The 26,062-nt window shown below is 68.8% G+C and carries 22 protein-coding genes and 1 pseudogene; 12 read left to right on the forward strand and 11 right to left on the reverse strand.

Annotation, left to right across the window (positions count from 1 at the left end; translation table 11 throughout):
• Positions 1-2: 2 nt before the first annotated feature.
• The 6 genes from EV685_RS03330 to EV685_RS03355 all read right to left on the reverse strand — a co-directional run bounded on the left by EV685_RS03330 (position 3) and on the right by EV685_RS03355 (position 8,229).
• Entirely contained in the window at positions 3-860 is an 858-nt protein-coding gene (locus tag EV685_RS03330; protein ID WP_242615392.1) for a flagellar biosynthesis protein, read from the reverse strand.
• Between the two features lie 65 nt (positions 861-925).
• Complete coding sequence (gene flhF / locus EV685_RS03335) at positions 926-2,683, reverse strand: flagellar biosynthesis GTPase FlhF (protein ID WP_130480533.1); 1,758 nt, start codon at positions 2,681-2,683, stop codon at positions 926-928.
• Between the two features lie 76 nt (positions 2,684-2,759).
• Positions 2,760-4,790: a flagellar biosynthesis protein FlhA gene (flhA, locus tag EV685_RS03340; RefSeq protein ID WP_242615439.1), complete on the reverse strand. Its 2,031-nt coding sequence runs from the start codon at positions 4,788-4,790 to the stop codon at positions 2,760-2,762.
• A gap of 77 nt (positions 4,791-4,867) precedes the next feature.
• On the reverse strand, positions 4,868-6,016 hold the full coding sequence (flhB, locus tag EV685_RS03345; protein WP_130480535.1) for a flagellar biosynthesis protein FlhB: 1,149 nt from the start codon (positions 6,014-6,016) through the stop codon (positions 4,868-4,870).
• Between the two features lie 82 nt (positions 6,017-6,098).
• Complete coding sequence (locus EV685_RS03350) at positions 6,099-7,364, reverse strand: HD-GYP domain-containing protein (protein ID WP_130480536.1); 1,266 nt, start codon at positions 7,362-7,364, stop codon at positions 6,099-6,101.
• A gap of 184 nt (positions 7,365-7,548) precedes the next feature.
• On the reverse strand, positions 7,549-8,229 hold the full coding sequence (locus EV685_RS03355; protein ID WP_130480537.1) for a c-type cytochrome: 681 nt from the start codon (positions 8,227-8,229) through the stop codon (positions 7,549-7,551).
• A 287-nt stretch (positions 8,230-8,516) separates the two neighbouring features.
• On the opposite strand from EV685_RS03355, the gene EV685_RS03360 reads away from it, so the two are divergent.
• The 3 genes from EV685_RS03360 (at position 8,517) to ubiA (ending at position 13,119) form a co-directional block, all read left to right on the forward strand.
• Positions 8,517-9,452 carry a LysR substrate-binding domain-containing protein gene (locus EV685_RS03360; RefSeq protein WP_130480538.1) on the forward strand — a complete coding sequence of 312 codons (936 nt, stop codon included), beginning with the start codon at positions 8,517-8,519 and terminating at the stop codon, positions 9,450-9,452.
• Positions 9,453-9,564: 112 nt separating this feature from the next.
• A complete protein-coding gene (locus tag EV685_RS03365; protein ID WP_130480539.1) occupies positions 9,565-12,162 on the forward strand; it encodes a putative bifunctional diguanylate cyclase/phosphodiesterase in 2,598 nt (865 codons plus the stop codon).
• Positions 12,163-12,246: 84 nt separating this feature from the next.
• On the forward strand, positions 12,247-13,119 hold the full coding sequence (ubiA, locus tag EV685_RS03370; RefSeq protein ID WP_130480540.1) for a 4-hydroxybenzoate octaprenyltransferase: 873 nt from the start codon (positions 12,247-12,249) through the stop codon (positions 13,117-13,119).
• On the opposite strand, the gene pdxA is transcribed toward ubiA, so the two are convergent.
• Positions 13,107-14,177 (reverse strand): 4-hydroxythreonine-4-phosphate dehydrogenase PdxA, encoded by a 1,071-nt coding sequence (gene pdxA, locus EV685_RS03375; protein ID WP_242615393.1) that lies wholly within the window; start codon positions 14,175-14,177, stop codon positions 13,107-13,109. The two genes, ubiA and pdxA, sit on opposite strands and share 13 nt — an antisense overlap.
• Before the next feature lie 89 nt (positions 14,178-14,266).
• Between pdxA and hisI the strand changes: the two genes are divergently transcribed.
• The 6 genes from hisI (at position 14,267) to tatC (ending at position 17,194) form a co-directional block, all read left to right on the forward strand.
• Positions 14,267-14,659 (forward strand): phosphoribosyl-AMP cyclohydrolase, encoded by a 393-nt coding sequence (gene hisI / locus EV685_RS03380; RefSeq protein WP_130480541.1) that lies wholly within the window; start codon positions 14,267-14,269, stop codon positions 14,657-14,659.
• A complete protein-coding gene (locus EV685_RS03385) occupies positions 14,656-15,018 on the forward strand; it encodes a phosphoribosyl-ATP diphosphatase (protein ID WP_130480542.1) in 363 nt (120 codons plus the stop codon). Before hisI ends, EV685_RS03385 begins: the two co-directional genes overlap by 4 nt.
• A 33-nt stretch (positions 15,019-15,051) precedes the next feature.
• A complete protein-coding gene (locus tag EV685_RS03390; RefSeq protein ID WP_130480543.1) occupies positions 15,052-15,399 on the forward strand; it encodes a histidine triad nucleotide-binding protein in 348 nt (115 codons plus the stop codon).
• Between the two features lie 91 nt (positions 15,400-15,490).
• Positions 15,491-15,742: a Sec-independent protein translocase subunit TatA gene (gene tatA, locus EV685_RS03395; RefSeq protein WP_130480544.1), complete on the forward strand. Its 252-nt coding sequence runs from the start codon at positions 15,491-15,493 to the stop codon at positions 15,740-15,742.
• A gap of 98 nt (positions 15,743-15,840) precedes the next feature.
• Positions 15,841-16,338 (forward strand): Sec-independent protein translocase protein TatB, encoded by a 498-nt coding sequence (tatB, locus tag EV685_RS03400; RefSeq protein ID WP_130480545.1) that lies wholly within the window; start codon positions 15,841-15,843, stop codon positions 16,336-16,338.
• A gap of 67 nt (positions 16,339-16,405) precedes the next feature.
• Positions 16,406-17,194: a twin-arginine translocase subunit TatC gene (gene tatC / locus EV685_RS03405; RefSeq protein ID WP_130480546.1), complete on the forward strand. Its 789-nt coding sequence runs from the start codon at positions 16,406-16,408 to the stop codon at positions 17,192-17,194.
• 4 nt (positions 17,195-17,198) lie between these two features.
• On the opposite strand, the gene EV685_RS03410 is transcribed toward tatC, so the two are convergent.
• The gene (locus tag EV685_RS03410; protein ID WP_130480964.1) at positions 17,199-18,428 is read right to left on the reverse strand and encodes a trypsin-like peptidase domain-containing protein; all 1,230 of its coding nucleotides are present in this window, start codon (positions 18,426-18,428) and stop codon (positions 17,199-17,201) included.
• Between EV685_RS03410 and EV685_RS03415 the strand changes: the two genes are divergently transcribed.
• On the forward strand, positions 18,407-19,204 hold the full coding sequence (locus tag EV685_RS03415) for a Nif3-like dinuclear metal center hexameric protein (RefSeq protein ID WP_130480547.1): 798 nt from the start codon (positions 18,407-18,409) through the stop codon (positions 19,202-19,204). The two genes, EV685_RS03410 and EV685_RS03415, sit on opposite strands and share 22 nt — an antisense overlap.
• A gap of 30 nt (positions 19,205-19,234) precedes the next feature.
• On the opposite strand, the gene EV685_RS03420 is transcribed toward EV685_RS03415, so the two are convergent.
• Together EV685_RS03420 and EV685_RS03425 are read right to left on the reverse strand one after the other, a co-directional pair.
• Entirely contained in the window at positions 19,235-19,924 is a 690-nt protein-coding gene (locus EV685_RS03420; RefSeq protein ID WP_130480548.1) for a glutathione S-transferase, read from the reverse strand.
• Between the two features lie 32 nt (positions 19,925-19,956).
• A complete protein-coding gene (locus EV685_RS03425; protein WP_130480549.1) occupies positions 19,957-20,820 on the reverse strand; it encodes a dioxygenase family protein in 864 nt (287 codons plus the stop codon).
• Between the two features lie 203 nt (positions 20,821-21,023).
• Between EV685_RS03425 and EV685_RS03430 the strand changes: the two genes are divergently transcribed.
• Both EV685_RS03430 and EV685_RS03435 read left to right on the forward strand, forming a co-directional pair.
• Entirely contained in the window at positions 21,024-23,561 is a 2,538-nt protein-coding gene (locus EV685_RS03430) for an ABC transporter permease (protein WP_165396721.1), read from the forward strand.
• Positions 23,562-23,638: 77 nt separating this feature from the next.
• Positions 23,639-23,983, forward strand: a pseudogene (locus tag EV685_RS03435) (transposase); the annotation flags it as partial.
• A gap of 440 nt (positions 23,984-24,423) precedes the next feature.
• Here the strand turns inward: EV685_RS03435 and EV685_RS03440 are convergent.
• A complete protein-coding gene (locus tag EV685_RS03440; protein WP_130480551.1) occupies positions 24,424-25,962 on the reverse strand; it encodes a TIR domain-containing protein in 1,539 nt (512 codons plus the stop codon).
• Between the last annotated feature and the right edge of the window lie 100 nt (positions 25,963-26,062).

Consider the following 26,062-nt stretch of genomic DNA (forward strand, 5'->3'; position numbering starts at 1 on the left):
GATCAGCTCATCGACAGGCGGGGCGCCGGCAGCGCGCTGCGCAGTCCGGCGTGGTCTTGTTCGCTCGCGGCCAGAACGGCGGCGGCGGCCAGCGCGGCCTCGACCAGGGCCATGAGGGCCCGCGAGGGCACGGCGGTCGGCGGCTCGGCCGGGTCGACCCGGACGCTGCTGTGCTGCACGCCGCCCAGGAACAGGTCGGCGCAATGGGCCAGACGATCGGCGACGGCCTGGGCGCGGGGCGACTCGGGCGGCGCACACAGCAGCAGGTCGTGGCTGAGCCAGTCGGCGCGCTGGGCGAAGACCTTCATGGCGGCATAGGCGTGGGTCATGGCATCGGGTTGGTCATCGCACAGCACGATCGGACGCGGCCGGCTCAGGGCCGCGTCGCCACGGCCGAACAAGCGGGCGATCTCGGTGGCGCTGGCATGCACCAGCACGACCTGCACCTGCGGCGCGGCGTCGACCACGGCATCGAGGAAGCCGCGGGTCGAACCCCGGCTGTCGACCCAACGCACCGGCAGGCCACGGGCGGCGAGGTAGTGCACGCGCTTGGACAAGGGCTCGATGCCCTCGGCAAGGTCGAAGCTGGCAAGCTCCTCGGGCGGCGCGCCGCGCTCGGAGGCATCGACCAGCAGCGTGTCCAGCTCCATCAGTTCAAGCGCGCTGCACAGGCGTTCGATCAGCACGCCACCGTGGGCGATGAAGGGGTTGGAGACGACCGGGATGAAGCGCAGCGAGCGTTGCGAGAACAAGCGGCGCAGGCCGTCGGCCTGGTCGGCCGGGTGGTTGCGGCGCAGGCCGGGTTGACCCAGCAGCGTGTCGATCGACGGTGCGGCGGCGTGCTGGATCTTGCTGGCCATGGTGCTGTGCGTCCGGTGCAGGCGAGACGTGACGGGGCGGGTCGACGGGCGGCGAGCGGCGCTCATCAGGCGTCGCTGCGGCCGCTGCGGCCGGCGCTCGGCGCGGCCGACGAGCGGCTGCTGCGGCGCGGTGCGGGCGGTGCCGGCGGGGTGGCGAACAGCAAGTTGACGTCGTTGGCATCGAGCCGCCAGGCCTGCGTGCCGCTGTTGCGCAGCGCGCGCTGCATCAGCGCATGGGCGGTCAGGCGATGCCAGTCTTCCGGCACGCGCTGGCCGTTGGCGACGGCGACGACCTTCAGGCGGTGGCGGATCAGCGCGTCCAGCGCCGGGCCGAGCTTGACGGCCTCGTCCACCTTGGACAGCACGATGCCCTTGGCCTGCGTGGCCTTGTAGGCGATCAGCACGTCCTCGATGGTCTCGCCCTGCGCAGCGGCATTGACCACCAGCAGGCGCTTGATCGAGCGGTGCGACAGCATCTCCAGCAGCTCGCGGGTGCGCGAGTCGCGCTGGGCCAGGCCGGCGGTGTCGATCAGCACCATCTTCTTGGACGACAGCAGGTCGAGCAGGTCTTCCAGCGCGACGCGGTCATGCGCGGTGTGGACCGGCACGCCGAGGATGCGGCCATAGGCGCGCAGTTGCTCATGGGCGCCAAGCCGGTAGGCGTCCAGCGTGATCAGGCCGAGGTTGGCCGCGCCGTGGCGGGTGGCGAAGGCGGCGGCGAGCTTGGCGGTCGACGTGGTCTTGCCCACGCCGGTCGAGCCGACCAGTGCGAACACGCCGCCCTGGTCCTCGATGGCCGGATCGGCCTCGCCGGTGACCAGGTTGCGCTGCAGGATGTCGGTGGCCCAGGCGGCCTCGTCGGCTACCTCGTCACCGAGGCCGTCGACCAGCTTGCGGATCAGGGCCGGCGAGAAGCCGCAGTCGATCAGGCGGGCGGTCAGCTGGGCCTGCTTCGGGCTCTTCTGCAGGCGCTCCATGAAGGCCAGCGCGCCGAAGCGTTCCTCGATCAGGCCCTTCATGGCGCGCAGCTCGCTCATCATGGCGTGGTCGGCCGCACCGCTGCGGCTGGCGCTGCTGCTGTTGCTGTTGCGGCGGTCGCTGCCGTGCAGCGCATCGAGTTCGGCCGGCGTGGTCAGGCCACTGCCGAGTTCCGAGTCCAGCACGGGCTGGACCGGGCGGCTGCGGCGCGACGGGGCCGCCTGCTGGGCGTGCGGCTCCTGGCGCGGCGGCGCGGACGTTTGTTTTTGCTGGGCGATGCGGGCCGCACGCTCGGCCTGCAACAGGCCTTCGTGCATCACGCCGCCATTGACGCCGGCAGACTGCGGCGAGACCAGCTCGGCATAGGTCGGCAGGTGCTCGGGCGGCGCGTCGCGGCGGGCCAGGCGCTGTTCGATCGCCTCGGGCGAGACAGGCACCGGCTGCATCGCCTGGGCGCGCATCTCGGCCTGGCGCTTCTTGAGCATGCGCTCGCGCACATAGTCCTGGAAGGACAGCGTGCTCATCGCCAGCTGGCCGACGTCTTCCTGCACCGGCTGTTCCGGACGGGCCTGCGGGACCTGCTGTTCGGCCCGGTCGCGCAAGGTGTGACGGGACGGCGCGGGCGCTGCCGCACGCGGGGCCAGCGGCGCCGGGCGGCTCACGCCAGCGGCGACGCCTTCACCGAAGCGCTCGATCTGCTCGACGCTCTCGGGCGGCATGGCCAGGATCTCGACCCCTTCGGTGCAGGGCTTGGTGGACAGCACGACCGCGTTGTCGCCAAAGGCCTGACGGACCTTCTGCATCGCCTCGCGGGAGTTGCGCCCGACGAATCGCTTGACGTTCATGCTGCCTCCTGCCGGGCCGACTCAGGGAAGGCGGCGCCGTCCCCGTGGGTGTGCAAACCGATGTGGGCGTGCGGGGTCATGCGTTCGCTCCGATGATCGAGCCGATGCGGATCGAGTGGGTGTCCGGGATCTCGCTGTGGCCCAGCACGCGCAGCCGGGGGGCGGCGCGCTTGAGCAGACGGGCCACCTGCGAGCGGATCGAGTCCGGCACCAGCAGGCAGGCCGGGTGGCCAAGGTCTTCCTGGCGGCGCGCCGCATCGGCGGCACCGCGCGAGAGGTGGTCGGCGACGCCCGGATCGAGCACCGCGCCATGCGGCGAGTTGAGGGCCTGCGACAGCAGACGCTCCAGCTCGGGCTCGATGGCGATGACGTCCAGCTCGCGCAAGCTGCCGTAGATCTGCTGCACGATGGCCGGGGCCAGCGCGATGCGCAGGCGGCGGGCCAGCTCGGTCGGGTCGGTCGCCTGGCCGGCGTGTTCGGCCAGCGCCTCGATGATCGAGCGCATGTCGCGGATGTGCACGCCCTCTTCCAGCAGCAGCTGGAGGATCTTTTGCAGGGGGGCGATGGCGATCATCTTGGGAACCACGTCTTCGATCAGTTTGGGCGCCAGCTTGGTCACATGCTCGACCAGGGCCTGGGTCTCGGTGCGGCCCAGCAGACGGGCCGCGTTCATCTGCATCAAGTGTGAGAGATGGGTCGCCACGACGGTCGAGGAATCAACCACCGTGTACCCCGCCATTTGGGCGCTTTCGCGCTGACGCTCGTCGATCCAGGTGGCGGGCAATCCGAAGGCCGGATCGGTGGTCGTCGGCCCCTGCAAGGCCAGCGAGGCATGGCCCGGGTTGATCGCCAGGTGCATGCCGGGGAAGGCCTCGCCCTCGCCGATCACCGCGCCGCGCAGCGTGATGCGGTACATGCTGGGCTTGAGTTCGAGGTTGTCGCGGATGTGCACGGCCGGCGGCAGGAAGCCGACCTCCTGGGCGAACTTCTTGCGCACCCCGCGGATGCGGTTGAGCAGGTCGCCGCCACGGCCCTTGTCGACCAGCGCGATCAGGCGGTAGCCGACCTCCATGCCCAGGGTGTCAACCGGCTGCAGATCGTCCCAGCTGGCCTCGGCGTTGGGGTTGGCCGGCGGCGGCGCGGCCTCGGCCGGTGGTGGTGTGGCGCGGGCCCGCTCGGCTTCCTTGAACATCCAGCGCGACAACGCCGCCAGGCCGCCACCGATCATCAGGAAGACCAGGTGCGGCATGCCCGGGATGACGCCCAGCAGCGTGATCACGCCGGCCACGATGGCCACCGAATGTGGCGAGCGGAACATCTGGCCGACGATCTGGTTGCCGACGTCCTGGTCCTTGCCCACCCGCGAGACCACCATCGCCGACGCGACCGAGATCAGCAGCGCCGGGATCTGCGCGACCAGCGCATCACCGACGGCCAGCAGGATGTAGCTGCTGGCCGCCTCGCCAGCGCCAAGGCCGTGCTGGACCATGCCGATGATGAAGCCGCCGATGATGTTGATGAACAGGATCAGGATGCCTGCGATGGCGTCGCCGCGCACGAACTTGCTGGCACCGTCCATGGAGCCGAAGAACTCTGCCTCTTCCTGCACCTCGACGCGGCGGCGCTTGGCCTCCTTCTCGTCGATGTTGCCGGCGTTCAGGTCGGCATCGATCGCCATCTGCTTGCCGGGCATCGCGTCCAGCGTGAAGCGCGCGCCGACCTCGGCGATGCGTTCCGCACCCTTGGTGATGACGACAAAGTTGATGACCACCAGGATCGCGAAGACGATCAGGCCGACCGCAAAGTTGCCGCCGATCAGGAAGTGGCCAAAGCTCTCGATCACCGCGCCGGCCGCGCCCGGGCCGGTGTGGCCCTCCATCAGCACGACCCGGCTGGAGGCCACGTTCAGCGACAGCCGCAACAGCGTGGTCAGCAGCAGCACCGTCGGGAAGGCCGAGAAGTCCAGCGGCTTGATCATGTAGGACGCCACCAGCATCACCATCAGCGCGGTGGCGATGTTGAAGGTGAAGAACAGGTCGAGCGCGAAGGCCGGCAGCGGCAGCACCATCATCGCCAGCACGAGGATGATCAGCAGCGGCGCGGCCATGCCCTTGATGGCGGCCGAGTTGGCGCCGAAGGCCCGCTGCAGCGGGGCCAGGAACGGCAGGGCGTTGTCGAGCTTCATCAGGCTTGCACGGTCTTGACGTGATGGGGATCGAGCTCAGGCGGCACGGCGATCGCCGGCAGGTCGGCCGGCCAGGGCGCCCGGCCCGACAGGGCGGCGCGCAGCTGGAACACATGGGCCAGCACCTGGGCCACGGCGCTGTAGAGCGCGTAGGGAATCTCGCGGTCGACCTCGCCGTGTGTGTAGAGCGCCCGCGCCAGCGGCGGGGCCTGCAGCACAGGCACCTTGGCCTCGCGGGCCAGGTCGCGGATCTTCAGCGCCATCAGGTCGGCGCCCTTGGCGACGATGCGCGGCGCGGCCTGCTTGCCGTCCTCGTACTTGAGCGCCACCGCATAGTGGGTCGGGTTCATCACGACCAGGTCGGCGCTGGGAACAGCGGCCAGCATGCGGCGGCGCGAGACCTCGCGCATGCGCTGGCGCAGGCGGCCCTTCAGCTCGGGGCTGCCTTCTTGCTGCTTGTGCTCTTCCTTGACCTCCTGCAGGCTCATCTTGAGCTGCGACTGGTGCATGAAGCGCTGCAGCGGCACATCGACGGCGGCGAACACGGCCAGCACCAGCAGCAGCAGCCACAGGCCCGAGGCGACCCGATCGCCCGCAGCGGCAAAGGCCGCCGGCAGCGGCATGGCCTGGGTCAGCGCGAAGTCCTCGATGTGGTTCCAGAGGTAGGACGCACCGATCACGCCCAACAGCAGCGCCAGCAGGCAGGCCTTGAGCATGTCGCCCAGCTGGGCCTTGGAGACGATGCGGCCCAGTCCGGTCAGCGGGTTGAGCTTGGAGAACTTCGGCATCAGCGGCTGGAGCGTGAAGTTCCAGCCGCCCGAGATCACCGCAGCGGCCAGCGCCACCAGCGCGGTCACGCCGCCCAGCCCGAGCGCGATCAGCAAGGCCGGCGCGATCAGCTGGCCCAGGCGCTCTTGCATCATGCGCGGCTGCACCACGGCGTTGACGTCAAAACGCAGACCGGCGGCCAGCAGGTCACGCAGCCACTGCGTGAGCATCGGCGAGGCCAGCATCACCAGCGACAGCCCGGCGGCGATCACCGCGAAGTGACCCAGGTCGCGGGAACGGGCGACCTGGCCTTCCTCGCGCGCCTTCTTCAGGCGCTGCTCGGTTGCTGGCAGTTGTTTGTCTTGTGCGCTGTCGGCCATGAACGGTCCACTCCGGGTACCGGCCGATTGTTCTCAGCGCGCGGGAAAACTTGAGCGCGAAAAGCGCCGTGAAAACAGCGCTTTAGCGGCGCGGCAGGGCCCCGTCCAGCCACAGGTCGGCCAGCATCTCGGCCTTCCAGCGCTCGGCCGGCTCGACGCCGGTGATGCGGTCCGTGCCACGGGCCAGGTCGATGGTCTCGGGCGTGATCGGCAGGTCCGACTTGCTGGAGAAGAACACCTTGACGCGCGGCATCAGCAGCGAGGCCTCGTTGGCCTCCAGCACCACGCCGATGCGGCCCGATTCGAGCTTCACCACCGTGCCGATCGGGTAGATGCCCACCGTCTTGACGAAGGCCTGGAAGATGGCCGGGTCGAAATGGCCCTTCCACTGCGCCATCTGGCGCACCGCCTCGCCCGGGTCCCAGGCGCCCTTGTAGGGACGCACCGAGGTGACGGCGTCATAGACGTCGCAGACCGCGCCCATGCGGGCATGCAGGCTGATCTGGTTCGCCTTGAGCCCCTTGGGGTAGCCCGCGCCGTCGACCTTCTCGTGGTGGTGCAGGCAGACGTCCAGCGCCATGGCCGGCGCCGAGCCGGCGGCGACCAGCATCTCGTGGCCCCAGACCGGGTGCATCTTCATGATGCGGAATTCGTCGTCGCTCAGGCGGCCGTTCTTGTTGAGGATGGCCAGCGGGATGCGCGCCTTGCCCATGTCGTGCAGCAGGCCCGCGAGGCCGGCCACGCGGACCTCGTCATCGCTCAGCTTGAGCGTGCGCGCCAACGCCACCATCAATGTGCAGACGGCGACCGAGTGCAGGTAGGTGTATTCGTCCTGCGTCTTCAGGCGGACCAGGCTGGTCAGTGCCGCGTGGTTGCGGGTGACCGAGCCGATGATGTCGTCGACCAGCGGCATGCAGCCGTCGACCTGCAGCACGCGGCCCATGCGGGCGTCGGCGTAGAGGCTCTCGACCTGCTGCTTGGCCAGATCGACGATGCGGGCGGCGCGGCCATATTCGTCGGCGGCGCGGCAGGGCGTCAGGGATTCGGTCGCGGCAACCGCAGGTCTCGGCGCGGTCGGCGGCAGGCGGGTGGGGGCCTCGGCGACCTCCTCCAGTTCACGCTCGACCTGCACGGCGACCTCGTCCTCGGTCAGCCCGCCCTCGACGTCGTGGCCGCGCGAGATGTCGATCCAGACCTCGCCGATGCCACATTCGCGCACACGGCGCAGGTCCTCGGGGTCCTGCAGCAGGAACTTCTTGCGCCAGAAGGGATGGTCCATCCACGAGCCGCACAGCTCATGCAGGAACATGCCCAGCCGGAGCTGGTCGACGGAAATGCGCTTGAGCATCGGGGAGGCGGTGGCGGACGGTGGACGGCGGTGCCGGGCAAGCACTTCGTCCAGTATCGACCGCGTCGACGCCGACCTGAGCGTTTCCAGCACGGCCGGTGGGACGGATGCCGAATATGTCCGCCCCTCAGGCGTGAAAAAGCCCGGACGGTGCCGGGCTTGTTCAGGCGCGCTGGTCGCGCGTTCAGCGGAACTTGGCGTTGGGCTTGACCGACAGTTCGGCCGGCAGCGACGACAGGTACTTGGCGATGGCCTTCAGTTCGGTGTCCTTGAACTGCTTGACCTGGCCACCCATGATCGCGTTGGCGCGACCGACGTTGGCATTGCCCTCGATCTTGTAGGACCGCAGCGCGGCGTACAGGTAGTCGGCGGGCTGGCCTGCCAGCTTCGGGATCGAGTTCGGATCGGCCGGCTTGTTGTAGTTGTCGCCGTGGCAACCGGCGCAAGCGCCCTTGGTCAGCAATTCGGCAACCGCGCCCGAGGGCTGGGCCGCAGCCGCCACCGCAGCGCCTTCCCCGTGCGAGGCGTAGAAGGCGGCCAGATCGGCCTTGTCCTGTTCGGTCAGCGAGCCGGCGATGCCGCGCATCGTGGGGTGCTTGCGATCGCCCTTCTGGTAGGCGTTCAGGGCCGAGACGATGTAGCCGGGGGTCTGGCCGGAAATCATCGGCACCTGGTAGACCTCGGGGAAGCTGGCGCGGTAGCCCGGGATGCCGTGGCAGCCGATGCACATGGCAGCCTTGGTCTGGCCGGCGGCCACATCACCCTTGACGTCCTGGGCCTGGGCGGTCGAGACACCGCCGACCAAGGTCAGCGTCGCGAAAGTCACCGCCCGAAGGACAGCGTGCGCAGAGAGCAAATTCTTCATGGGGTGTGCTTGATGCCGGTCATTGATACCAACCCGCAATTATAGGAAGGCCCCACCGGTCGTCACGTCCGGCCCGGTCCGGGCCGCCGACGGGCGATGCCTAGGCACCACACTGAGGCTTGCCTTGCGACGCCGGAGCAGGGTTGATCCGGGTGTCCGGGCGGCGGTCGAAGCAGGCTGGACGGCATCCCCCTGGCGCCGATTTTCAGCACAATCAACGCCACGAATCGGATCGGGCCCGGCCATGCATCCGCTCTTCGCCCCCTCCCACGACCGGCACGCACGAGATGACCCTGACCGAACTGCGCTACATCGTCGCCGTGGCCCGCGAGCGCCATTTCGGCCGCGCCGCCGAGGCCTGCTTCGTCTCGCAGCCGACGCTGTCGGTGGCGATCAAGAAGCTGGAAGAGGAGCTTGAGGTCAAGCTGTTCGAACGCGGCGGCAGCGAGGTCAGCGTGACGCCGCTGGGCGAGGAGATCGTGCGACAAGCGCAGGCCACGCTGGAGAACGCCGCCTCGATCAAGGAGATCGCCCGGCGCGGCAAGGACCCGCTGGCCGGCCCGCTGCGGCTGGGCGTGATCTACACCATCGGTCCCTACCTGCTGCCTGACCTGGTGCGCAAGGCCATCGAGCGGGTGCCGCAGATGCCGCTGATGCTGCAGGAAAACTTCACCGTGCGCCTGCTGGAGATGCTGCGCACCGGCGAGCTGGACTGCGCCATCCTCGCGGAGCCCTTCCCCGACACCGGCCTGGCGATCGCGCCGCTCTACGACGAGCCCTTCGTCATCGCCATGCCCGAGAAGCACCCGCTGGCCTCCCGCAGCGCGATCAGCTCGACCGAGCTCAAGCAGGAGACCATGCTGCTGCTGGGCACCGGCCACTGCTTTCGCGACCATGTGCTGGAGGTCTGCCCCGAGTTCGCCCGCTTCGCCAGCGACGCCGAAGGCATCCGCAAGAGCTTCGAGGGCTCGTCGCTGGAGACCATCAAGCACATGGTCGCCTCGGGCATGGGCATCACCGTGGTGCCGCGCCTGTCGATCCCGCGCAGCGGCCACTCCGACAGCCCGCCCCTGATCCATTACGTGCCGTTCAGCGATCCGGTGCCGACCCGCAGGGTCGTGCTGGCCTGGCGCCGCACCTTCACCCGCTATGAGGCGATCGCGGCCCTGCGCAACGCGATCTATGCCTGCGAGCTGGCGGGTGCCAAGCGGCTGACGGACTGAGGCAAGGCTCACGCCTGGCGCCCCGGCGTCGGGCGGCGGGCTCAAGTGCCGGACGGCGCGGCCGAAACTGCGGAATCGGCCGTTCCACCTCCTGGGCGGCGTCGAGCCCGCCATGCCAGAGACCAAGACCCCGTCCCGCAAGAGTTCCAGCCCCGCCGCCGATGCCGTCACGCGCCCGGGCGGCACGGGCGAGCGTCGTCGACCGCAGCGCAGGGCTGAGGTCCGTCCGGTGCGCTCGGCACGGGCAGAAAGCGAACAGCGCGCCAGCGCCGAACTGCTGCGCCAGCGCCAGTTCGACGCCCTGCAGCGCCATCTGCCGACCGCCGTTGGCGCCAGCCTGGTGATCACGCTGCTGCTGGCGGCCTTCGGGCCACGGGCAGCGATCGAGCCGAGCGTCTGGCTGTGGGCCCTGCTGGTGACGGCCATGGAGCTGGCCTTGGCGCAGTTCTGGTGGCGCGGCCGCCGTGAACCCCGTCGCCGCGTCGGCGCGGATGTGCTGCGTCGGCTGAGCGTCGGCGCCGGCCTCTACGGCCTGGTGTGGGGCCTGATGCCCGGCTGGATGCTGGTGCAGTCCGGCGGCGACCGCAGCCTGGTGACGGCCGGACTGATCGGCCTGTGCGCCATCGGCGCGGTCACGCTGGCCAGCGTGCCGGTGGCCGCCTGGGCCTTCCTGGGTGGCCTGAGCGCGGCGCTGCTGGTGATGCAGGGGCTCTATCCCGGCGCCTTCGACGGCATCGGCCTGTTGCTGTGGGTGGGTTGCATCGCCGTGCTGGCCAGCACGGTGCGCTGGACCGCGTCGAGCCTGCAGGCGCGCGTGCGCGCCGAGCACCTGGCCGAACAACAGGGCCAGCTGATCAGCCTGCTGCTGCGCGACTTCGAGGACCAGGGCGCCGACGTGCTCTGGGAGATCGACGCCAGCGGCCGGCTGCAGCGGGTTACGCGACGCCTGGCGGGCGCGCTCGGCCTGCCTCTGTCGGAACTGAACCGCCGCCCGCTGCTGGGCGTGATCCAGCAGCTCCAGCGCGACCTGCCGGACGGCGAACGGGAATCGCGCGGGCTGCTGCAGCAATGCCTCACCGAGGGCCGCCCGTTCCGCGACCTCCTGGTGCCGCTGCAGGTCCGCGGCCAGTCCTGCTGGTGGTCGCTGACGGCCAAGCCGCTGACCGACGAGGACGGCTCGACACTCGGCTGGCGCGGCGTCGCCCGCGACGTCACCCAGGCCCGATTGGCCGATCGCCGGCTGTCCTGGCTGGCCCATTTCGACACCCTGACAGGCCTGACCAACCGGGCCCACTTCCGCGTCCTGCTCGAAGGCGCCATCCAGCGTTTGCGGCCGGGTGGCGCCCGTGGCAGTGGTGCCGGTGGCGGCGCGGTCCTGTGCATGGACCTGGACAACTTCAAGGTCATCAACGACACCCATGGCCACCCGGCCGGCGATGCGCTGCTGGCCGAGGTCGGCCAACGGCTGCGCCGCAGCCTGCCGCGAGACGCGGTCGTGGCGCGCCTGGGTGGCGATGAGTTTGCGGTGCTGCTGGAAGGCCTGGTCGACGAAGCGCCGATCATGGCCGTGGCACAGCGACTGCTCGACGGCCTGGCCGAGCCCGTCCAGGCCCAGTCCACCCAGGTGCCGGTGCGCATGAGCATCGGCATCTCGCGCTTCCCGGCCGATGGCCTGGTCGTCGACGAACTCCTGCAGAACGCCGACCTGGCGCTCTACGACGCCAAGGCGAATGCGCCCGGCTCCGCGCGCTTCTACGTGCAGCGTCTGGGCGAACAGGTGCGCCGGCGCCAGATCATGGAGCGGGACCTGCGCGACGCGATCGACCAAGGTCAGCTCTCGCTCGCCTTCCAGCCAAAGATCGACCTGAGCAGCTGGCGGGTGACCGGGTTCGAGGCCCTGATGCGCTGGCGTCATCCCGAGCACGGCAACATCCCGCCGGGCGAGTTCATCCCGATCGCCGAGGACTGCGGCCTGATCCCGTCGCTGGGCGAGTGGGCCTTGAACGAGGCCTGCCGCTGCGCCACGCGCTGGCCCGCCGAGCTGACGCTGGCGGTCAACCTGTCGCCGGTCCAGCTGATGGCGCAGAACATCGTCGGACTGGTGCAGGCCGCACTCACCAGCAGTGGCCTGCAGGCACAGCGCCTGGAGCTGGAGATCACCGAATCGGTCTTCATCCAGGAGAACAGGACCACCGTGCGCCAGCTGCGCGCGCTGCACGACCTGGGCGTGCGCATCGCGCTGGACGACTTCGGCACCGGTTATTCGTCGCTGGCCTACCTGCGCCGCTTCCCCTTCGACACGCTCAAGATCGACCGCGCCTTCGTGCGCGAGCTGCTGGTCAGCCGCGACGCCCGCGCGATCGTGCGCAACATCGTCGCGCTGGCCAAGTCGCTGCGCATGACGACGGTGGCCGAAGGCGTCGAGGAACCGGCCCAGGTGCTGGTGCTCGACGGCGAAGGCTGTGACCAGATCCAGGGCTTCCTGGCCGCACGGCCCATGCCCGCCGAAGACATCCGCGCCTTCCTGCGCAACTGGCGAGAACAGCGGCCTGACGTGCCGACCGGTTTCCAGCCCGGCGTGACCGACGTCATGCCGATTCCCTGGGACGAAAGCCTGCCCAGCCCGGCCACCCCGTCAAGACGGGGACCGGCCATGCCGGCCACGGCTGCCGGGGTCGGCCTGGTGACGTCGCCGATGTCACTGGGCTGAGTCGACGGCCGTCATGGCGTGCGAGCAGGCTGCTGAGGCCAGCCGCTGAAGCTGGCCACACCGGCCGGCCGATAATTTCTCGCCATGGACCTCGCCGCACCGCCCAGTTCCCGCCTTGCCCTCTACCTTGACCTGATCCGCTGGAACCGCCCGGCCGGCTGGCTGCTGCTGCTGTGGCCGACGCTGGCCGCGCTGTGGCTGGCGGCGGGCGGCTTCCCCGGCTGGCACCTGCTGGCGGTGTTCACGCTCGGGACCATCCTGATGCGCAGCGCTGGCTGCTGCGTCAACGACGTGGCCGACCGCGAGTTCGACCGCCACGTCAAGCGCACGGCGCAGCGTCCGGTCACACGCGGCGCGCTGTCGGTGCGCGAGGCCTTGGCCGTCGGCGCGGTGCTGGCACTGCTGGCCTTCGGCCTGGTGCTGACAACCAACGCGGCCACCATCGCCTGGTCCTTCGCGGCGCTGGCCGTCGCGCTGATCTATCCCTACGCCAAGCGCCATGTCGCGATGCCGCAGGCCGTCCTCGGCGTGGCCTTCAGCTTCGGCATCCCGATGGCCTTTGCCGCCGTGCGCGGCGAGGTCCCGCTGCTGGCCTGGGGCCTGCTGCTGGGCAACCTGTTCTGGGTGCTGGCCTACGACACCGAATACGCCATGGTCGACCGCGACGACGACCTGCGCATCGGCATCCAGACCTCGGCGATCACGCTGGGCCGCTTCGACGTGGTCGGCGTGATGGCCTTCTATGCCGTGCACCTGCTGAGCTGGGGCTGGATGGGCCTGTCGCAGGGACTCGGCGCGGTCTACCTGGCCGGGCTGGCGGTGGCCGGCGGGCAGGCGGTCTGGCACTTCGGCTTGATCCGGGCGCGCAGCCGTGACGGCTGCTTCCGCGCCTTCCGCGCCAACCACTGGCTCGGCTTCGCGGTGTTCGCGGGCGTGGCCCTGTCCTACGCCGTCTGACGCGGCGCGCGGCCGATCAGCCGCCGCGCCATGCGCAGCGCGGCGACCAGGCTGGCCGGGTCGGCGATGCCGCGTCCGGCGATGTCGAAGGCGGTGCCGTGGTCCGGGCTGGTGCGCACGAAGGGCAGGCCCAGCGTGACATTGACGCCCTCGTCCAGACCGAGGTACTTCACGGGGATCAGGCCCTGGTCGTGGTACATCGCCAGCACCAGATCAAACTCGCCCTGGCGGGCCCGCATGAAGACGGTGTCGGGCGCATGGGGCCCGCTGGCATCGATGCCTTCGGCCCGCGCGGCGGCGATGGCCGGCGCGATGGTCTCGATCTCCTCGCGGCCGAAAAGCCCGCCCTCGCCCGCATGCGGGTTGAGGCCCGCCACCGCGATGCGCGGCCTGGCCTGACCCCAGGCCGCCGCGCTGCGATGGGCGATCCGCAAGGTGTCGAGCACCGCCTGGAACGTGACGCGGTCGATGGCCTCGCGCAAGGCGCAATGCACCGTCACCAGCACAGTCTTGAGGTGTTCATTGGCCAGCATCATGCGCACGTCGGCCGGCTGGCCCGGCGCGCCGGCCAGCTCGGCCAGCAGCTCGGTGTGACCCGGGTGGTGCTCGCCCGCAGCGGCCAGCGCTTCCTTGTGCAGGGGCGCCGTCACCAGTGCCGCGCCCTGCCCGGCCTGGATCGCCGCTGCGGCCTGGCGCACGGCCGCCGCCGCCGCCCGGCCCGCATCGGCATGGACCTCGCCGACGGTCAGCGCCAACAGGTCGGACGACAGGCCCTGCAGCGGCCAGACCGCCAGCGCACCCGGCGGCAACGCGTGGACATCGGCCAGCGAACCCACCTGCACGAGGGGCAGGCGCGGACCGTCGTCGCGTGCGTCCGGGTGCTGCGCACGCCGCACGAAGCCGGCCGCGCGCCGCAGCACGGCCACATCCCCCACGACGACGGCGTCATGCAATTCGCCGCGCCACGCCGCCGCGACGATCGTCTCGGGCCCGATGCCGCAGGGATCGCCCATCGAGACGAGCAAGGGAAGGTCGCAACGGTTGGTGTTCGGAGGCATGGGCAGGCGTGTCAGCACGGCAGGTTCGCGGCCATTGTCGATGCCCGCGCACGAGACTTGCGTCACAGGTCGATTGCTACACTGAACCCATGCAATGGCTCGACAACATCACCTGGACCGCCGACGGCCTGGTGCCCGTGATTGCCCAGGAATGGCACAGCAACGACGTGCTGATGTTCGCGTGGATGAACCGCGAAGCCCTGGCCCTGACCGCCGAACGCGGCGTGGCGGTCTACTTCAGCCGCTCGCGCAACCGGCTCTGGCACAAGGGCGAGGAATCGGGCCATGTGCAGAAGGTCCACGAGATCCGCCTGGACTGCGACAACGACGTCGTGCTGCTGCGCGTCGAGCAGCTCGGCCACGAGCCCGGCATCGCCTGCCACACCGGCCGCCACTCCTGCTTCTTCCAGCGCCTCGACGGCGACCAGTGGGTCAGCGTCGAACCGGTCCTGAAGGACCCGGCCACGATCTACCGCGCATGACGAACCCTTCGAATCCATCGGCTCCCGACAGCAGCGACAGCAGCGACACCCTGCGCGCCCTCGCCGCCGTGATCGCCGAGCGCCGCGCCGCCGATCCGAGCAAGAGCTACGTCGCCAAGCTGGTCCACAAGGGCCTGGACAGCATGCTCAAGAAGGTCGGCGAGGAAGCCACCGAGCTGGTCATCGCCGCCAAGGATGGTGACCGCGAGCAGATCGTCTACGAGGCCGCCGACCTGTGGTTCCACAGCCTGATCGTGCTGTCGCAGTTCGGCCTCGGCCCGGACGACGTGCTGGCCGAGCTGCGCCGCCGCGAAGGCCTGTCCGGCCTGCAGGAATTTGCCCAGCGCAAGCCGTCCTGAACCTTCCGATCCCTCCCGCCAGACCCACCCGCGATGAGCCACGACCCGAACTGCCTGTTCTGCAAGATCGCCGCCGGCCAGATTCCTGCAGCCAAGGTGTACGAAGACGACGAGTTGCTCGCCTTCAAGGACATCCATCCCGCCGCGCCGGTGCACCTGCTGGTCATCCCCAAGGCGCACATCGCGAGCCTGGCCGATGCCGATGCGAGCCACGCCCCGCTGCTGGGCCGCATGCTCGCGCTGGCGCCGAAGCTGGCGCTTGAACAGGGGGCGAGCAACGGCTTTCGCGTCGTCATCAACACCGGTCACGACGGCGGGCAGGAGATCCACCACCTGCACCTGCACGTGATGGGTGGCCCGCGCCCGTGGAAACACGGTTGAACCCCTGCGCCGGGATTGCCTCTGACACGGGGGCCACACAAGCCCCCGTCTAGAATCTTTTTGAACTGAACTGACCCACCGGAGCCACATCATGGGCCTGTCGACCACCCACCTGATCATCTTCCTCGTCATCATCGTGTTGATCTTCGGCACCAAGAAGCTCAAGAACATCGGCTCCGACATCGGCGGCGCGGTCAAGGGCTTCAAGGACGGCATGAAGGACGGCGACAAGGCCGCCGCCGATGCCGCCGCCGCCGCACCGACCGCCCAGGTGACGGCCGAAGCCGCTGCCAAGCGCGCCGCCGACGGCCAGACCGTCGACGTCGAAGCCAAGGTCAAGTGAGTCCTGCCGCGCAGCCGCGCCGCATCCCCTTCCTCGACGGCCGCAGCCGGTCGGTCCCCGTGACCGACATGGCGCGGTCGTGCCGCATCGCCTGATCCATGCTCGACATTGGTGTCACCAAGCTGCTGATCATCGGCGGCATCGCGCTGGTCGTGATCGGCCCGGAGCGCCTGCCCAAGGTCGCCCGCATGGCCGGCACGCTGCTCGGCCGGGCCCAGCGCTACGTCTCGGACGTCAAGGCCGAGGTCAACCGCTCGATCGAGATCGAAGAGATCAACAAGATGAAGGCGCAGTTCGATGACGCGGCACGCGACATCGACCGCAGCGTCAACGACAGCATGAACCAGATCGGCACGGGCCTGGACGGCAGCGTCGATGACGGTTCATCGTCTGGCTCATCGTCCTCGTCGATCGACCCTTACCTGAACGGCACCGGCTGGGAGCCGCCGCCGCCCGAGTACCGCCACCCTGGCAAGAAGTGGCGCGTCAAGAAGGGCGCCATGCCGCAGTGGTACAAGCAGCGCGAGGGCGTGCGACGCCACGTGCAGTCGGGTGCCGCACGGGTGCAGCGCCACACGCCACGCCGGCTCGGCTGAGCCCCGTCCCGCGATCCCGCCACGTCGGCGGTGGTTGCGCTCCCCTCCTCCAGATCGCCCGCCGCCCGTGAGCCCGACCCCCAACCCCCAAGACGAACTGGCCGGCAGCGAGCAGCCTTTCGTCAGCCACCTGATCGAGCTGCGCGACCGCCTGCTCAAGGCCGTCTACGGCATCGGCGCGATCTTCGCGCTGCTGGCGCTCTACCCCGGCCCTTCGCAGCTCTACGACCTGCTGGCGCATCCGCTGGTCGCCGCCCTGCCGCAGGGCTCCAAGATGATCGCGGTGGGCGTTGTCTCGCCCTTCCTGATCCCCATCAAGGTGACCGCGCTGGCGGCCTTCGGGGCGGCTCTGCCCTGGGTGCTCTACCAAGTCTGGGCCTTTGTCGCGCCCGGTCTCTACAAGCACGAGCAACGCCTGGTGCTGCCGCTGGTGGTGACCAGCACGCTGCTGTTCTACACCGGCGTGGCGTTCTGCTACTTCTTCGTGTTCGGGCAAGCCTTCCCCGCGATCCAGTCGATGGCGCCGACGTCGGTGGCGGTCAGCCCCGACATCGAGGCCTACCTGGACTTCGTCATCACGATGTTCCTGGCCTTCGGCGTGGCCTTCGAGGTGCCTGTGGCGGTGGTGATCCTGGCCCGCCTGGGCGTCGTGACCATCGAGCAGCTGCGCAGCTTCCGGCGCTACTTCTGGGTCGCCGCCGCTGCCGTGGCGGGCCTGGTGACGCCGCCCGATGCGGTGTCGATGATCGCGCTGCTGGTGCCGATGGGCTTGCTCTACGAGGTCGGCATCCACGCCGCCCAGTTCTTCATCAAACACACCAAGGCGCCCGAAGAGGCCGACGGCGCGTCGACCTGACGCGTCACTTCTGTTCGGCCTGCGGTCGCTGACGCGGCCGTTGCGCCACCTTGACCTGCACGTCGATCGCCCGACCCGCGCGCAGCAGCCGCAGATTGGCGCGGCTTTGCGGCGGCAGGGCCGCCACCTCGTTGAGCAGCTGGGCCGTGCTGTTCACGGCATGGCCGGCAACCTGCTGCACGACGTCGCCGGGGCGCACGCCCGCCACGCTGGCCGGACCATCGTCGAGCACGCCGACGATCAGCACGCCGCGGGTGTCCTCGGCGATCTGGATGGACTGCGCCAGTTCGGGCGTCAGGTCGCGCGGCTGCACGCCGATCCAGCCCCGGGTGACGACGCCATTGCGGATCAGGCCGTCCATGACCTGACGCGCGGTGACCACCGGGATCGCGAAGCCGATGCCCATGCTGCCGCCCGAACGCGAGTAGATCGCCGTGTTGATGCCCAGCAGGCGGCCTTCGGCATCGACCAGCGCACCGCCCGAGTTGCCCGGGTTGATGGCCGCATCGGTCTGGATGAAGCTCTCGAAGGTGTTGAGCCCCAGACCCGAACGCCCGAGCGCGCTGACGATGCCCGAGGTCACCGTCTGGCCAACGTTGAAGGGGTTGCCGATGGCCAGCACCAGATCGCCGACCTGCAGCGCATCGGACTGGCCGAAGGTCACCATCGGCAGGCCCTGGGCATCGACCTTGAGCACCGCAAGGTCGCTCTCCGGATCGGCTCCAACCGTGCGGGCCAACAGGCGCCGGCCATCATTGAGCACGACCTCGATGCGCTCGGCGCCTTCGATGACGTGGTTGTTGGTCAGCAGATAACCATCTGCCGACACGATCACCGCCGAGCCCATGCCGGTGGACGGCACCGGCGGGTTGCCATTGCCTTCGCCGAAGAAGCGCCGGAACCAGGGCTCCGTGCCCTGCGGGCCCGAGGCCTCGGCCTGCGACTGCGCGGTGCCCGTGGTGACGACGCTGACGACCGACGGAGCGGCCCTGCGTGCGGCTTGCGCCAAGCTGGTCGCGCCCTGACTGGCCGCAATGGCCGTCGTGGTCGGCAACACGTCGGGTGTCACCGACGAGGGCGGGACCGGTCGCGTCGCCTCGGTCGTTGGCAGACCCGGCGACAAGCCCGGCGCCTGGCCGCCTGGCAACCAGTCCGGCTTGAAGGTGGCCAGCACGAAGACGACGGCGACGGCCACCGTGACCGCCTGGGAGAATGTCAGCCAGAGCCTGCGCATCAACATGGAGAACGGATGTGGTGATCGGTCGCGATGAACTTGCCGAGGTGTTCGGCACGCTGCTGCAGTCGGACCGCGTGGCAGATTATGGTCCGAACGGTCTGCAGGTCGAGGGCCGCGCGGAGGTCCGTCACCTGGTCAGCGGCGTGACCGCCAGCCTCGCATTGATCGAGGCTGCCGTCGAGGCGGGGGCCGATGCGATCGTCGTCCACCACGGCCTGTTCTGGCGTGGCCAGGACGGCCGCGTGACCGGCTGGATGAAGCGCCGGCTGGCCGCGCTGCTGGCCCGCGACATCAACCTCTATGCTTACCACCTGCCGCTCGATGCCCACCCCGAACTGGGCAACAACGCGCAGCTGGGACGGGTGCTGGGCTGGTCGGCCGATGGCCGTTTCGGCGACAAGGACCTGGGCTGGATCGGCACACCCGGTGACGACGCGCCCCGAGCGGCCGAGGCCCTTGCGGCCGACATCGGCCAGCGCCTGCAACGCACGCCGGTCCTGGTCCCGGGCGACGGCCGCCCGGTCCGGCGGGTGGCCTGGTGCACCGGTGGCGCCCAAGGCTGGTTCGAGCCGGCGATTGCCGCCGGTGCCGATCTGTTCCTGACCGGCGAGATCTCCGAGCCGCAGGCCCATCTGGCGCGCGAGACCGGCGTGGCCTTCGTGGCCTGCGGCCACCACGCCACCGAGCGCTACGGCGCCCAGGCGCTGGCGGCGCATGTCGCCGCACTTCACGGGCTGCGCCACACCCACATCGACATCGACAACCCGGCCTGAGCCCGCGCCCCCCGGGCCCATCGAAGCGGCTCAGGCGTAGGCGTAGGGTCCGCCACTTTCGAGGGCTCGGCGGTAGGCCGGCCGGGCGTGGATGCGTTCGAGCCAGGCCTTGGCGTGGGGATGCCGCCCCTCGGCACCCAGGCCCGCGCGGTGCGCGGCGGCTTCGAGCGGGAAGCTCATCATGATGTCGGCGGCGCTGAACTCGGCGCCCGCGAACCAGGGCTGGCGTGTCAGCTCGGCCTCGATGTAGCTGGCGTGGCTGCGCAGGTTCGGGCCGAAGAAGGCCTTCTCGGTCTGCGCCGCGATGGCCTTGGCGATCGGGCGGGCGAAGAAGGGCATCGGCGCGCTGGCGATGCGGTCGAACACCAGCTTGAGCAGCAGCGGCGTCATCGCCGAGCCTTCGGCGAAGTGCAGCCAGTAGCGCCAGGCCAGCAGGTCGGGCGAGCCCGCCACCGGCTTCAGGCGACCGTTGCCGTGGCGTTCGATCAGGTACTCGACGATGGCGCCGGTCTCGGCCACCGTGACCGTCGAGCCGTCGTCGGCCACGTCGGTCAACACGGGCGACTTGCCCAGCGGGTGCACCGCGCGCAGTTCGGGCGGCGCCAGCATCGTCGTGCGATCACGCTCGTAGCGCCGGACCTCATAGGTCAGACCCAGTTCTTCGAGCAGCCAGAGGACGCGCTGCGAGCGCGAGTTTTCAAGGTGGTGGACGGTCAGCATGGCCGTGATGATCGGCGATGCTGGCCGTCCCGTCAGGCCGCCTGGACTTCGCCCAGCGCCTCGGCCATGCGTCCCGCCTGTGGGCCGAAGGCATAGGCGTCCATCGCCAGCATGCCGGCGTCGACGCTGGCGTGGATGCGCACCGCCGGCGACGTGCGGCCACCGGCACCGGCCGCGATGTAGTAGGGCAGCCAGTGCTCGTCGGTCGGGTGCTGCAGGGCCGCGTGCGGGGCTTGCTTGCGGTAGTCGATCAGGGCGTCCCAGTCGCGGTCGGCGCCGCGCGCGCGGACCCATTCCTGGAACTCGGCGACGTCGGGCGAGACCGGCAGTTCGCGGTTGCCCTCGTGCGCGTTCGGGCTGCTGAAGAAGCGCCGCAGGTTGTGGGTCAGCGAGCCGCTGCCGATGATCAGCACGCCCTCGTCGGCCCAGCGCGACAGCGCCTCGCCGAGCGCGAACTGGCGCGCCGGCGACGCGTTGGGCACCAGCGTGAGCGGCAGCACCGGCAGGTCGGCGCCCGGCCAGGCGCGCTTCATCAGCGTCCAGATGCCGTGGTCCAGACCGCTGGCGGGGACAGACTGCGCGGCCACGCCGGTGTCGGCCAGCGAGCGGGCGATCTCTGCGGCCAGCGCGGGCGCGCCGGGTGCGTCGTAGCGCTGCTCGTAGAGCGCCTGCGGGAAGCCACCGAAGTCGTGGATCGCCTCATGGCGCAGGCCGCCCAGCAGCATCGTCTCGCGGGTCGACGAGTGCGGCGACACGACCAGCACGGCCTTCGGCCGGCCAAAGGCGGCTTCAACCGCCGGGCCGAGCCGGTCGAGGAAGCGGGCGGCCGGCGATGACTCGAGCGCGATCATCGGCGAGCCGTGCGACACGTAGAGTGGGGGGAAGCTGTGTTTCATGGTGAGGCGATTGCAGCACGCGACCCGGCGGGTGTCATTCGGGTCATTTGCATGCTGCGTTCGGGCCGGCAACGGCCTTGGTGTAGCGTGCGGCCTTCGCCGATCGAACCCCATCGACACCCGTCAGGACGCCTGCCCCGATGAGCTCCACGCTGCCCCCCGCCACTCCCCTGCCCGTGCCCCAGGCGCGTCCCCGCCCGGCCCTGCGACCGGCTTCGGTCTGGCTGCTGGCGCTGCGACAGCTGCTGCGCGATCTGCGGGCCGGCGAGCTGCGCTTGATGGCCGCAGCGGTCACGCTGGCGGTGGCCTCGATGTGTGCGGTCGCCTTCTTCGCCGACCGGCTGCAGCAGGGCATGGCGCAAGACGCCCTGGCGCTGCTCGGCGGTGACGCGGTGGTCGCCAGTGACCAGCCCCTGCCCGACAGCTTCAGCCTCAGCGCCACCGAAATGGGCCTGGCGAGCGCCCGCAGCGCGTCCTTCCCGAGCATGGCCCGGGCCGACGATGCACAGGGCGGCGCCGCCCGTCTGGTCTCGCTCAAGGCCGTCGCGCCGGGCTACCCGCTGCGCGGTGCGCTGCAGGTGGCTGACGCGGTCGACGGCCCGCTGCGCAAGGTCCGCAGCGGTCCTGCGGCCGGCACCGTCTGGGTCGATGCCGCCGTGCTCGATGCCCTGGCCCTGCAAGTCGGCGACAGCCTGCTGCTGGGCGACGCCCGCCTGCGCATCGCCCAGGTCATCGTGCAGGAGCCCGACCGCGGCGCCGGCTTCATCAACTTCGCCCCGCGCGTGATGCTGGCCGAGGCCGATCTCGCCGCCACCGGCCTGGTCCAGCCGGCCAGCCGGATCCGCTGGCGTCTGGCGGTGGCCGCCCGCGAAGGACGCGGTGGCGACGCCGCCGTGAAGGGCTACCTGCAATGGGCCGAAGACCGCATCGCGCGCGACAAGGTGCGCGGCGCGCAGGTCGAATCGCTGGAAAGCGCCCGTCCGGAAATGCGCCAGACGCTCGACCGCGCCGGCCAGTTCCTGCGCCTGGTGGCCGTGCTGTCGGCGCTGCTGGCCGCCGTCGCGGTCGGCATCGCCGCGCGCGGCTTCGCGGCCCGGCACCTGGACGGCTGCGCGATGCTGCGTGTGCTGGGCCAGCCGCAGCGGCGCATCGCGGCGATCTACACGATCGAGATCGGCGTGGTCGGCCTTGCCGCCAGCGTGGCCGGCGTCTTGCTGGGCCTGCTGGTGCATCAGGTCTTCGTCTGGCTGCTGGCCGGTCTGGTCAACACCTCGCTGCCGGCACCGGGCCTGTGGCCGGCCGGCTTCGGCATGCTGGTCGGGCTGGTGCTGCTGGCCGCCTTCGGCCTGCCGCCGGTGTTGCAACTGGCACGGGTGCCGCCGCTGCGGGTGATCCGGCGCGAGCTGGGCCAGACCCAGGCCGCCAGCGCGGTGGTGCTGATCGCGGGCGTGGCCGGTTATGCCGCGCTGCTGCTGGCGGTCGCCGCCGACTGGAAGCTCGGCGGCATCGCCATCGGCGGCTTCGCCGCCGCCTGGGCCTTGTTCGCCGGCCTGTCCTACCTCGCCGTGCGGGCACTGCGCCGCTACGTACCCGAGGCCACCGCGCCGCGCTGGCTGACGCTGGCCACGCGCCAGCTCGGCGCGCGCCCGGCCCTGGTCGTGCTGCAGGTCAGCTCGCTGGCCCTGGGCCTGATGGCGCTGGTGCTGCTGGTGCTGCTGCGCACCGACCTGATCGCCAGTTGGCGCGCGGCCACGCCGGCCGATGCGCCCAACCGCTTCGTCATCAACATCCAGCCCGAGCAAGGCGACGACTTCCAGACCGCGCTGCGGGCCGCTGGCGTCACCCGCTACGACTGGTACCCGATGATCCGCGGCCGGCTGGTGGCCATCAACGACCGCGAGATCCAGGTCGACGCCTACCGCGACGACCGCGCCCGCCGCCTGGTCGACCGCGAGTTCAACCTCAGCCACGCTGCTGTGCTGCCGTCGCACAACGAGGTCAGCGCCGGCCAGTGGACCGACGACGAGCCCGACGCCATGAGCGTCGAACAAGGCCTGGCCGACACGCTCGGCCTCAAGCTCGGCGACCACCTGCGCTTCGACGTGGCCGGCCTGCCGATGAGCGGGCGCATCACCAGCCTGCGCAAGGTCGACTGGACCTCGATGCGGGTCAACTTCTTCGTGATGGCGCCGCGCGCATCCATGCCCGAGCTGCCGTCAACCACCATCGCGGCCTTCCGCGCACCCGACGGCCGGGGCTTCGACAGCGCCCTGCTCAAGCAGTTTCCCAACCTGACGGTGATCGACGTGTCGACCCAGATCGCCCAGGTCCAGCAAGTCCTCGACCAGGTCATCGCGGCGGTCGAGTTCCTCTTCCTGTTCACCCTCGCCGCCGGCCTGCTGGTGCTGTTCGCCGCCGTCAGCGCGACCCGCGAGGCGCGTGAGCGCGAATACGCCCTGATGCGCGCCATGGGCGCCCGCCAGACCTTGCTGGCAACCGTTCAGCGCGCCGAACTGCTGGGCACCGGCGCACTCGCCGGCACGCTCGCCAGCATCGCCGCCCTGGCGGTCGGCTGGGCGCTGGCGAAGTACGCCTTCAACTTCAACTGGCAAGCCCCCTGGTGGACCGTCCCAGCCGGCGGCCTCTCCGGCGCCCTGCTCGCCGGGGCCGCCGGCTGGTACAGCCTGCGCGAGGTGCTCAGGCGGCCGGTGACGGAGACGTTGAGGCGGGCGCAGGAGTGAAGCGGCGGGTAGCTCCCTCAAACTGAAGCTGTTGGAGTCCGCCACTGCTTCACAAGCGGTTCAAGAGTGCCGACCCCTTCGGCGCTTGGCTGGGCATGGTGCCCAAACAGAATTCGACGGGCGGCAAAACCAAACTGGGCAGCATCACCAAGCGCAGTGACGTGTACCTGCGCACGCTGCTGATTCAGGGGGCGAAATCCGTGGTCAATACCGCCGATTCGCGCAGCGACCCGATCAGCTGCTGGGTGCTCGCTTTGAACGAGCGGTCAGGGTGGCAGAAGGCGGTGGTGGCGCTGGCCAACAAGAATGCCCGCATTCTGTGGGCGGTGTTGATGCGGTTTGACCGCTTCGATCACCATCACGTCAGCGTCCAACCCGCCGCCAGACAAACCTCAACGTCGATGAATCCAAGGCCGGCATGAATCGCGCCACTGGCGCCATCGCTTCCTTGCACGACGACACGATGAAGATGCACTGACAGGTCAGACCAGCAGCGGGCAAGCTCGACTAACCCCTGGTGGGGCCGCAAGGCCGAAGCCATGCGATAGGAGTGGAGCCCCGCTCAGCGACTCGTATCTGGGTCCGCCGCTGGCATCGCGCGTGCGCACCGCCAGTTGCAACAAGGCCGTCTGTAGAGTGGCAGTCTGTTCTCTGTTCAGCCGTTTCAGCGCGCGTCGGCAGCTCAAGAAAATCAACATCGAAAAGAGAAAACAAATGCAGACTGGGGGTGCGAGTTAACCAGAGCGGTGGGGTATGACGACGTTTGGGGCTGAATGAAATGGAGCCCCAAACGGCGGCATGCCCCACTGCGTCCGGTTGAACGAATGGTTAGGCGTCGCCACGCTATGAGTTGGGTGGGCATTCATTCCTGCTCGATCTTGTCGATCAGACTCGCAGCAAGTTGCTCGACGCTACAGCGACGCAAATCTATATGCCCAACGTTGCTAGAGAGACCCACAACGGTGACATCATCAATTAGGACCGGCAGAAGGTAGGTTGCCGTTCTCTTTGAGCGAGCATCCTTGCCGATCTCGAACTCGAAGTTGGTCCAGTCTTTCTCAGGATAATGCCTGGAAAGAAATATGAGCATGTATTGCGCGTCATTCGCATAAACGTCAGCCAACTTTGCTCGAAGATCTATGCCCCACAATTGATGCTGTACATCGAAGTCGTAGAAGACCGTGTATCCCGAATCGTTCAAGATATTCTTCAAGCGCTCTACGACCTCGCGATCTTCCCCAGCAAAGGACACTGCAACATCCCAGGGGTAGCCAGAACGCCGCAGGCGGATGGCTTGCCCTATCTCGTCGAGATTCGCAAGCGTGAGGTAGAGGCCAAATGAGGGATCCTCGATAGTGATGCTCTCAGAGTCCTTATTCAAGTAGATCGCGTCGTCAAGGCCACGTTCCTCAATCACTGAAGGAAGATACTTTAGGCAGTTGTGAAACGAAGTGGTCTTTTTTGCCCGTTCTTTGGCATCGTCCAGCCCGTAGAGCAAGCGCTGCTGAACCTCTTGAAACTGAACCTCGCTCTTCCCGATCAGGCTAATGATCTTGATTATGTCGAAATAAGTGTTGTGAACTGACCTAGCCTGCTGTTTTCCTTTGCAAAGCCCAATCAGGCGGTTGTGGTATTTGCCTCGATATATTCTGAGCACTCCGTCTTTCACGGAATCCATGCCGAGATCAATAGGCTTCGGCTCTGGCTCGGGGTGTGTCTTGAGCACCTTACTTCGAATGCACGCGACGCGGCAAATAACCTGAATCGCAGACGGAATTCCGGAGGCTGCTTTGACATAGTCCGATCTCGCGGAGGGCGAGAACTTCACGTTTAAGTGCTTCTCACCCAGCTCAAGAATGTCGGTCAAGAACTTGTCAGACTGCCGCTTGATCTCGTATACATCGTTACGGATGCCAAGTTCCGGATCAATATCCAGCATCTTCTTGTTGGAGCTAGCGATTCCGATAATGAAGAATCGGAGGCCGAGTTCGTTCCAGCGCTTAAGCTTGTAGCCGATATCTTTCCGGAGCATCTCTTGGAGGTGATGGAAGTCATCAAGGACTACGATTCCAGCTGCTGCGAGGAGCGCAACTACCTCTTCTTCTGAGTTGTTGCACGACAAGGCCTTGGAGAATAGGTCGCCAACGGTTTGAGCACTGGTGTGGTCTCTTCCAGATATCCACACTGTGTTCCCAGGGCCGAACTGCGCTTCTTCGAGCGCCTTCTTGGCAAGAGTGGTCTTGCCACAGCCCGATGGGCCACTGAGCGTGAGGTGCTTTCCAGCCGTGACCAGTGAGCCAACCATATCGTCGAACTCACTGGGCTGGACGAAGGTGAGCACTGGTAGATCGCTCTCGTTGAAGACATCCGAAAGGCTGTACGAAGGACTGGAGGGTGACATTGGCTTCTGCGCTCGGTTGGTGATAGCGGTGGCCTGCGACGCCTAACGCCCAAGGTAAGCGGCGCCGGAAGGAGCGCAGCGAGTGGAGGGCACCAACAAA

The sequence above is a fragment of the Sphaerotilus mobilis genome (assembly GCF_004216565.1).
GTDB lineage: Bacteria > Pseudomonadota > Gammaproteobacteria > Burkholderiales > Burkholderiaceae_C > Sphaerotilus > Sphaerotilus mobilis.

Coding starts and splice junctions, on each gene's coding strand:
- flhB (WP_130480535.1), bottom strand. CDS start 6,016: ATGGCCGACAGCGCACAAGACAAACAACTGCCAGCAACCGAGCAGCGC.
- hisI (WP_130480541.1), top strand. CDS start 14,267: ATGCAATGGCTCGACAACATCACCTGGACCGCCGACGGCCTGGTGCCC.
- EV685_RS03425 (WP_130480549.1), bottom strand. CDS start 20,820: ATGAAACACAGCTTCCCCCCACTCTACGTGTCGCACGGCTCGCCGATG.
- EV685_RS03360 (WP_130480538.1), top strand. CDS start 8,517: ATGACCCTGACCGAACTGCGCTACATCGTCGCCGTGGCCCGCGAGCGC.
- EV685_RS03365 (WP_130480539.1), top strand. CDS start 9,565: ATGCCAGAGACCAAGACCCCGTCCCGCAAGAGTTCCAGCCCCGCCGCC.
- ubiA (WP_130480540.1), top strand. CDS start 12,247: ATGGACCTCGCCGCACCGCCCAGTTCCCGCCTTGCCCTCTACCTTGAC.
- flhA (WP_242615439.1), bottom strand. CDS start 4,790: ATGGCCGCGCCGCTGCTGATCATCCTCGTGCTGGCGATGATGGTGCTG.
- EV685_RS03385 (WP_130480542.1), top strand. CDS start 14,656: ATGACGAACCCTTCGAATCCATCGGCTCCCGACAGCAGCGACAGCAGC.
- EV685_RS03350 (WP_130480536.1), bottom strand. CDS start 7,364: ATGCTCAAGCGCATTTCCGTCGACCAGCTCCGGCTGGGCATGTTCCTG.
- flhF (WP_130480533.1), bottom strand. CDS start 2,683: ATGAACGTCAAGCGATTCGTCGGGCGCAACTCCCGCGAGGCGATGCAG.
- pdxA (WP_242615393.1), bottom strand. CDS start 14,177: ATGCCTCCGAACACCAACCGTTGCGACCTTCCCTTGCTCGTCTCGATG.
- EV685_RS03410 (WP_130480964.1), bottom strand. CDS start 18,428: ATGCGCAGGCTCTGGCTGACATTCTCCCAGGCGGTCACGGTGGCCGTC.
- EV685_RS03355 (WP_130480537.1), bottom strand. CDS start 8,229: ATGAAGAATTTGCTCTCTGCGCACGCTGTCCTTCGGGCGGTGACTTTC.
- tatB (WP_130480545.1), top strand. CDS start 15,841: ATGCTCGACATTGGTGTCACCAAGCTGCTGATCATCGGCGGCATCGCG.
- tatA (WP_130480544.1), top strand. CDS start 15,491: ATGGGCCTGTCGACCACCCACCTGATCATCTTCCTCGTCATCATCGTG.
- EV685_RS03390 (WP_130480543.1), top strand. CDS start 15,052: ATGAGCCACGACCCGAACTGCCTGTTCTGCAAGATCGCCGCCGGCCAG.
- EV685_RS03440 (WP_130480551.1), bottom strand. CDS start 25,962: ATGTCACCCTCCAGTCCTTCGTACAGCCTTTCGGATGTCTTCAACGAG.
- EV685_RS03415 (WP_130480547.1), top strand. CDS start 18,407: ATGTCAGCCAGAGCCTGCGCATCAACATGGAGAACGGATGTGGTGATC.
- EV685_RS03330 (WP_242615392.1), bottom strand. CDS start 860: ATGGCCAGCAAGATCCAGCACGCCGCCGCACCGTCGATCGACACGCTG.
- EV685_RS03420 (WP_130480548.1), bottom strand. CDS start 19,924: ATGCTGACCGTCCACCACCTTGAAAACTCGCGCTCGCAGCGCGTCCTC.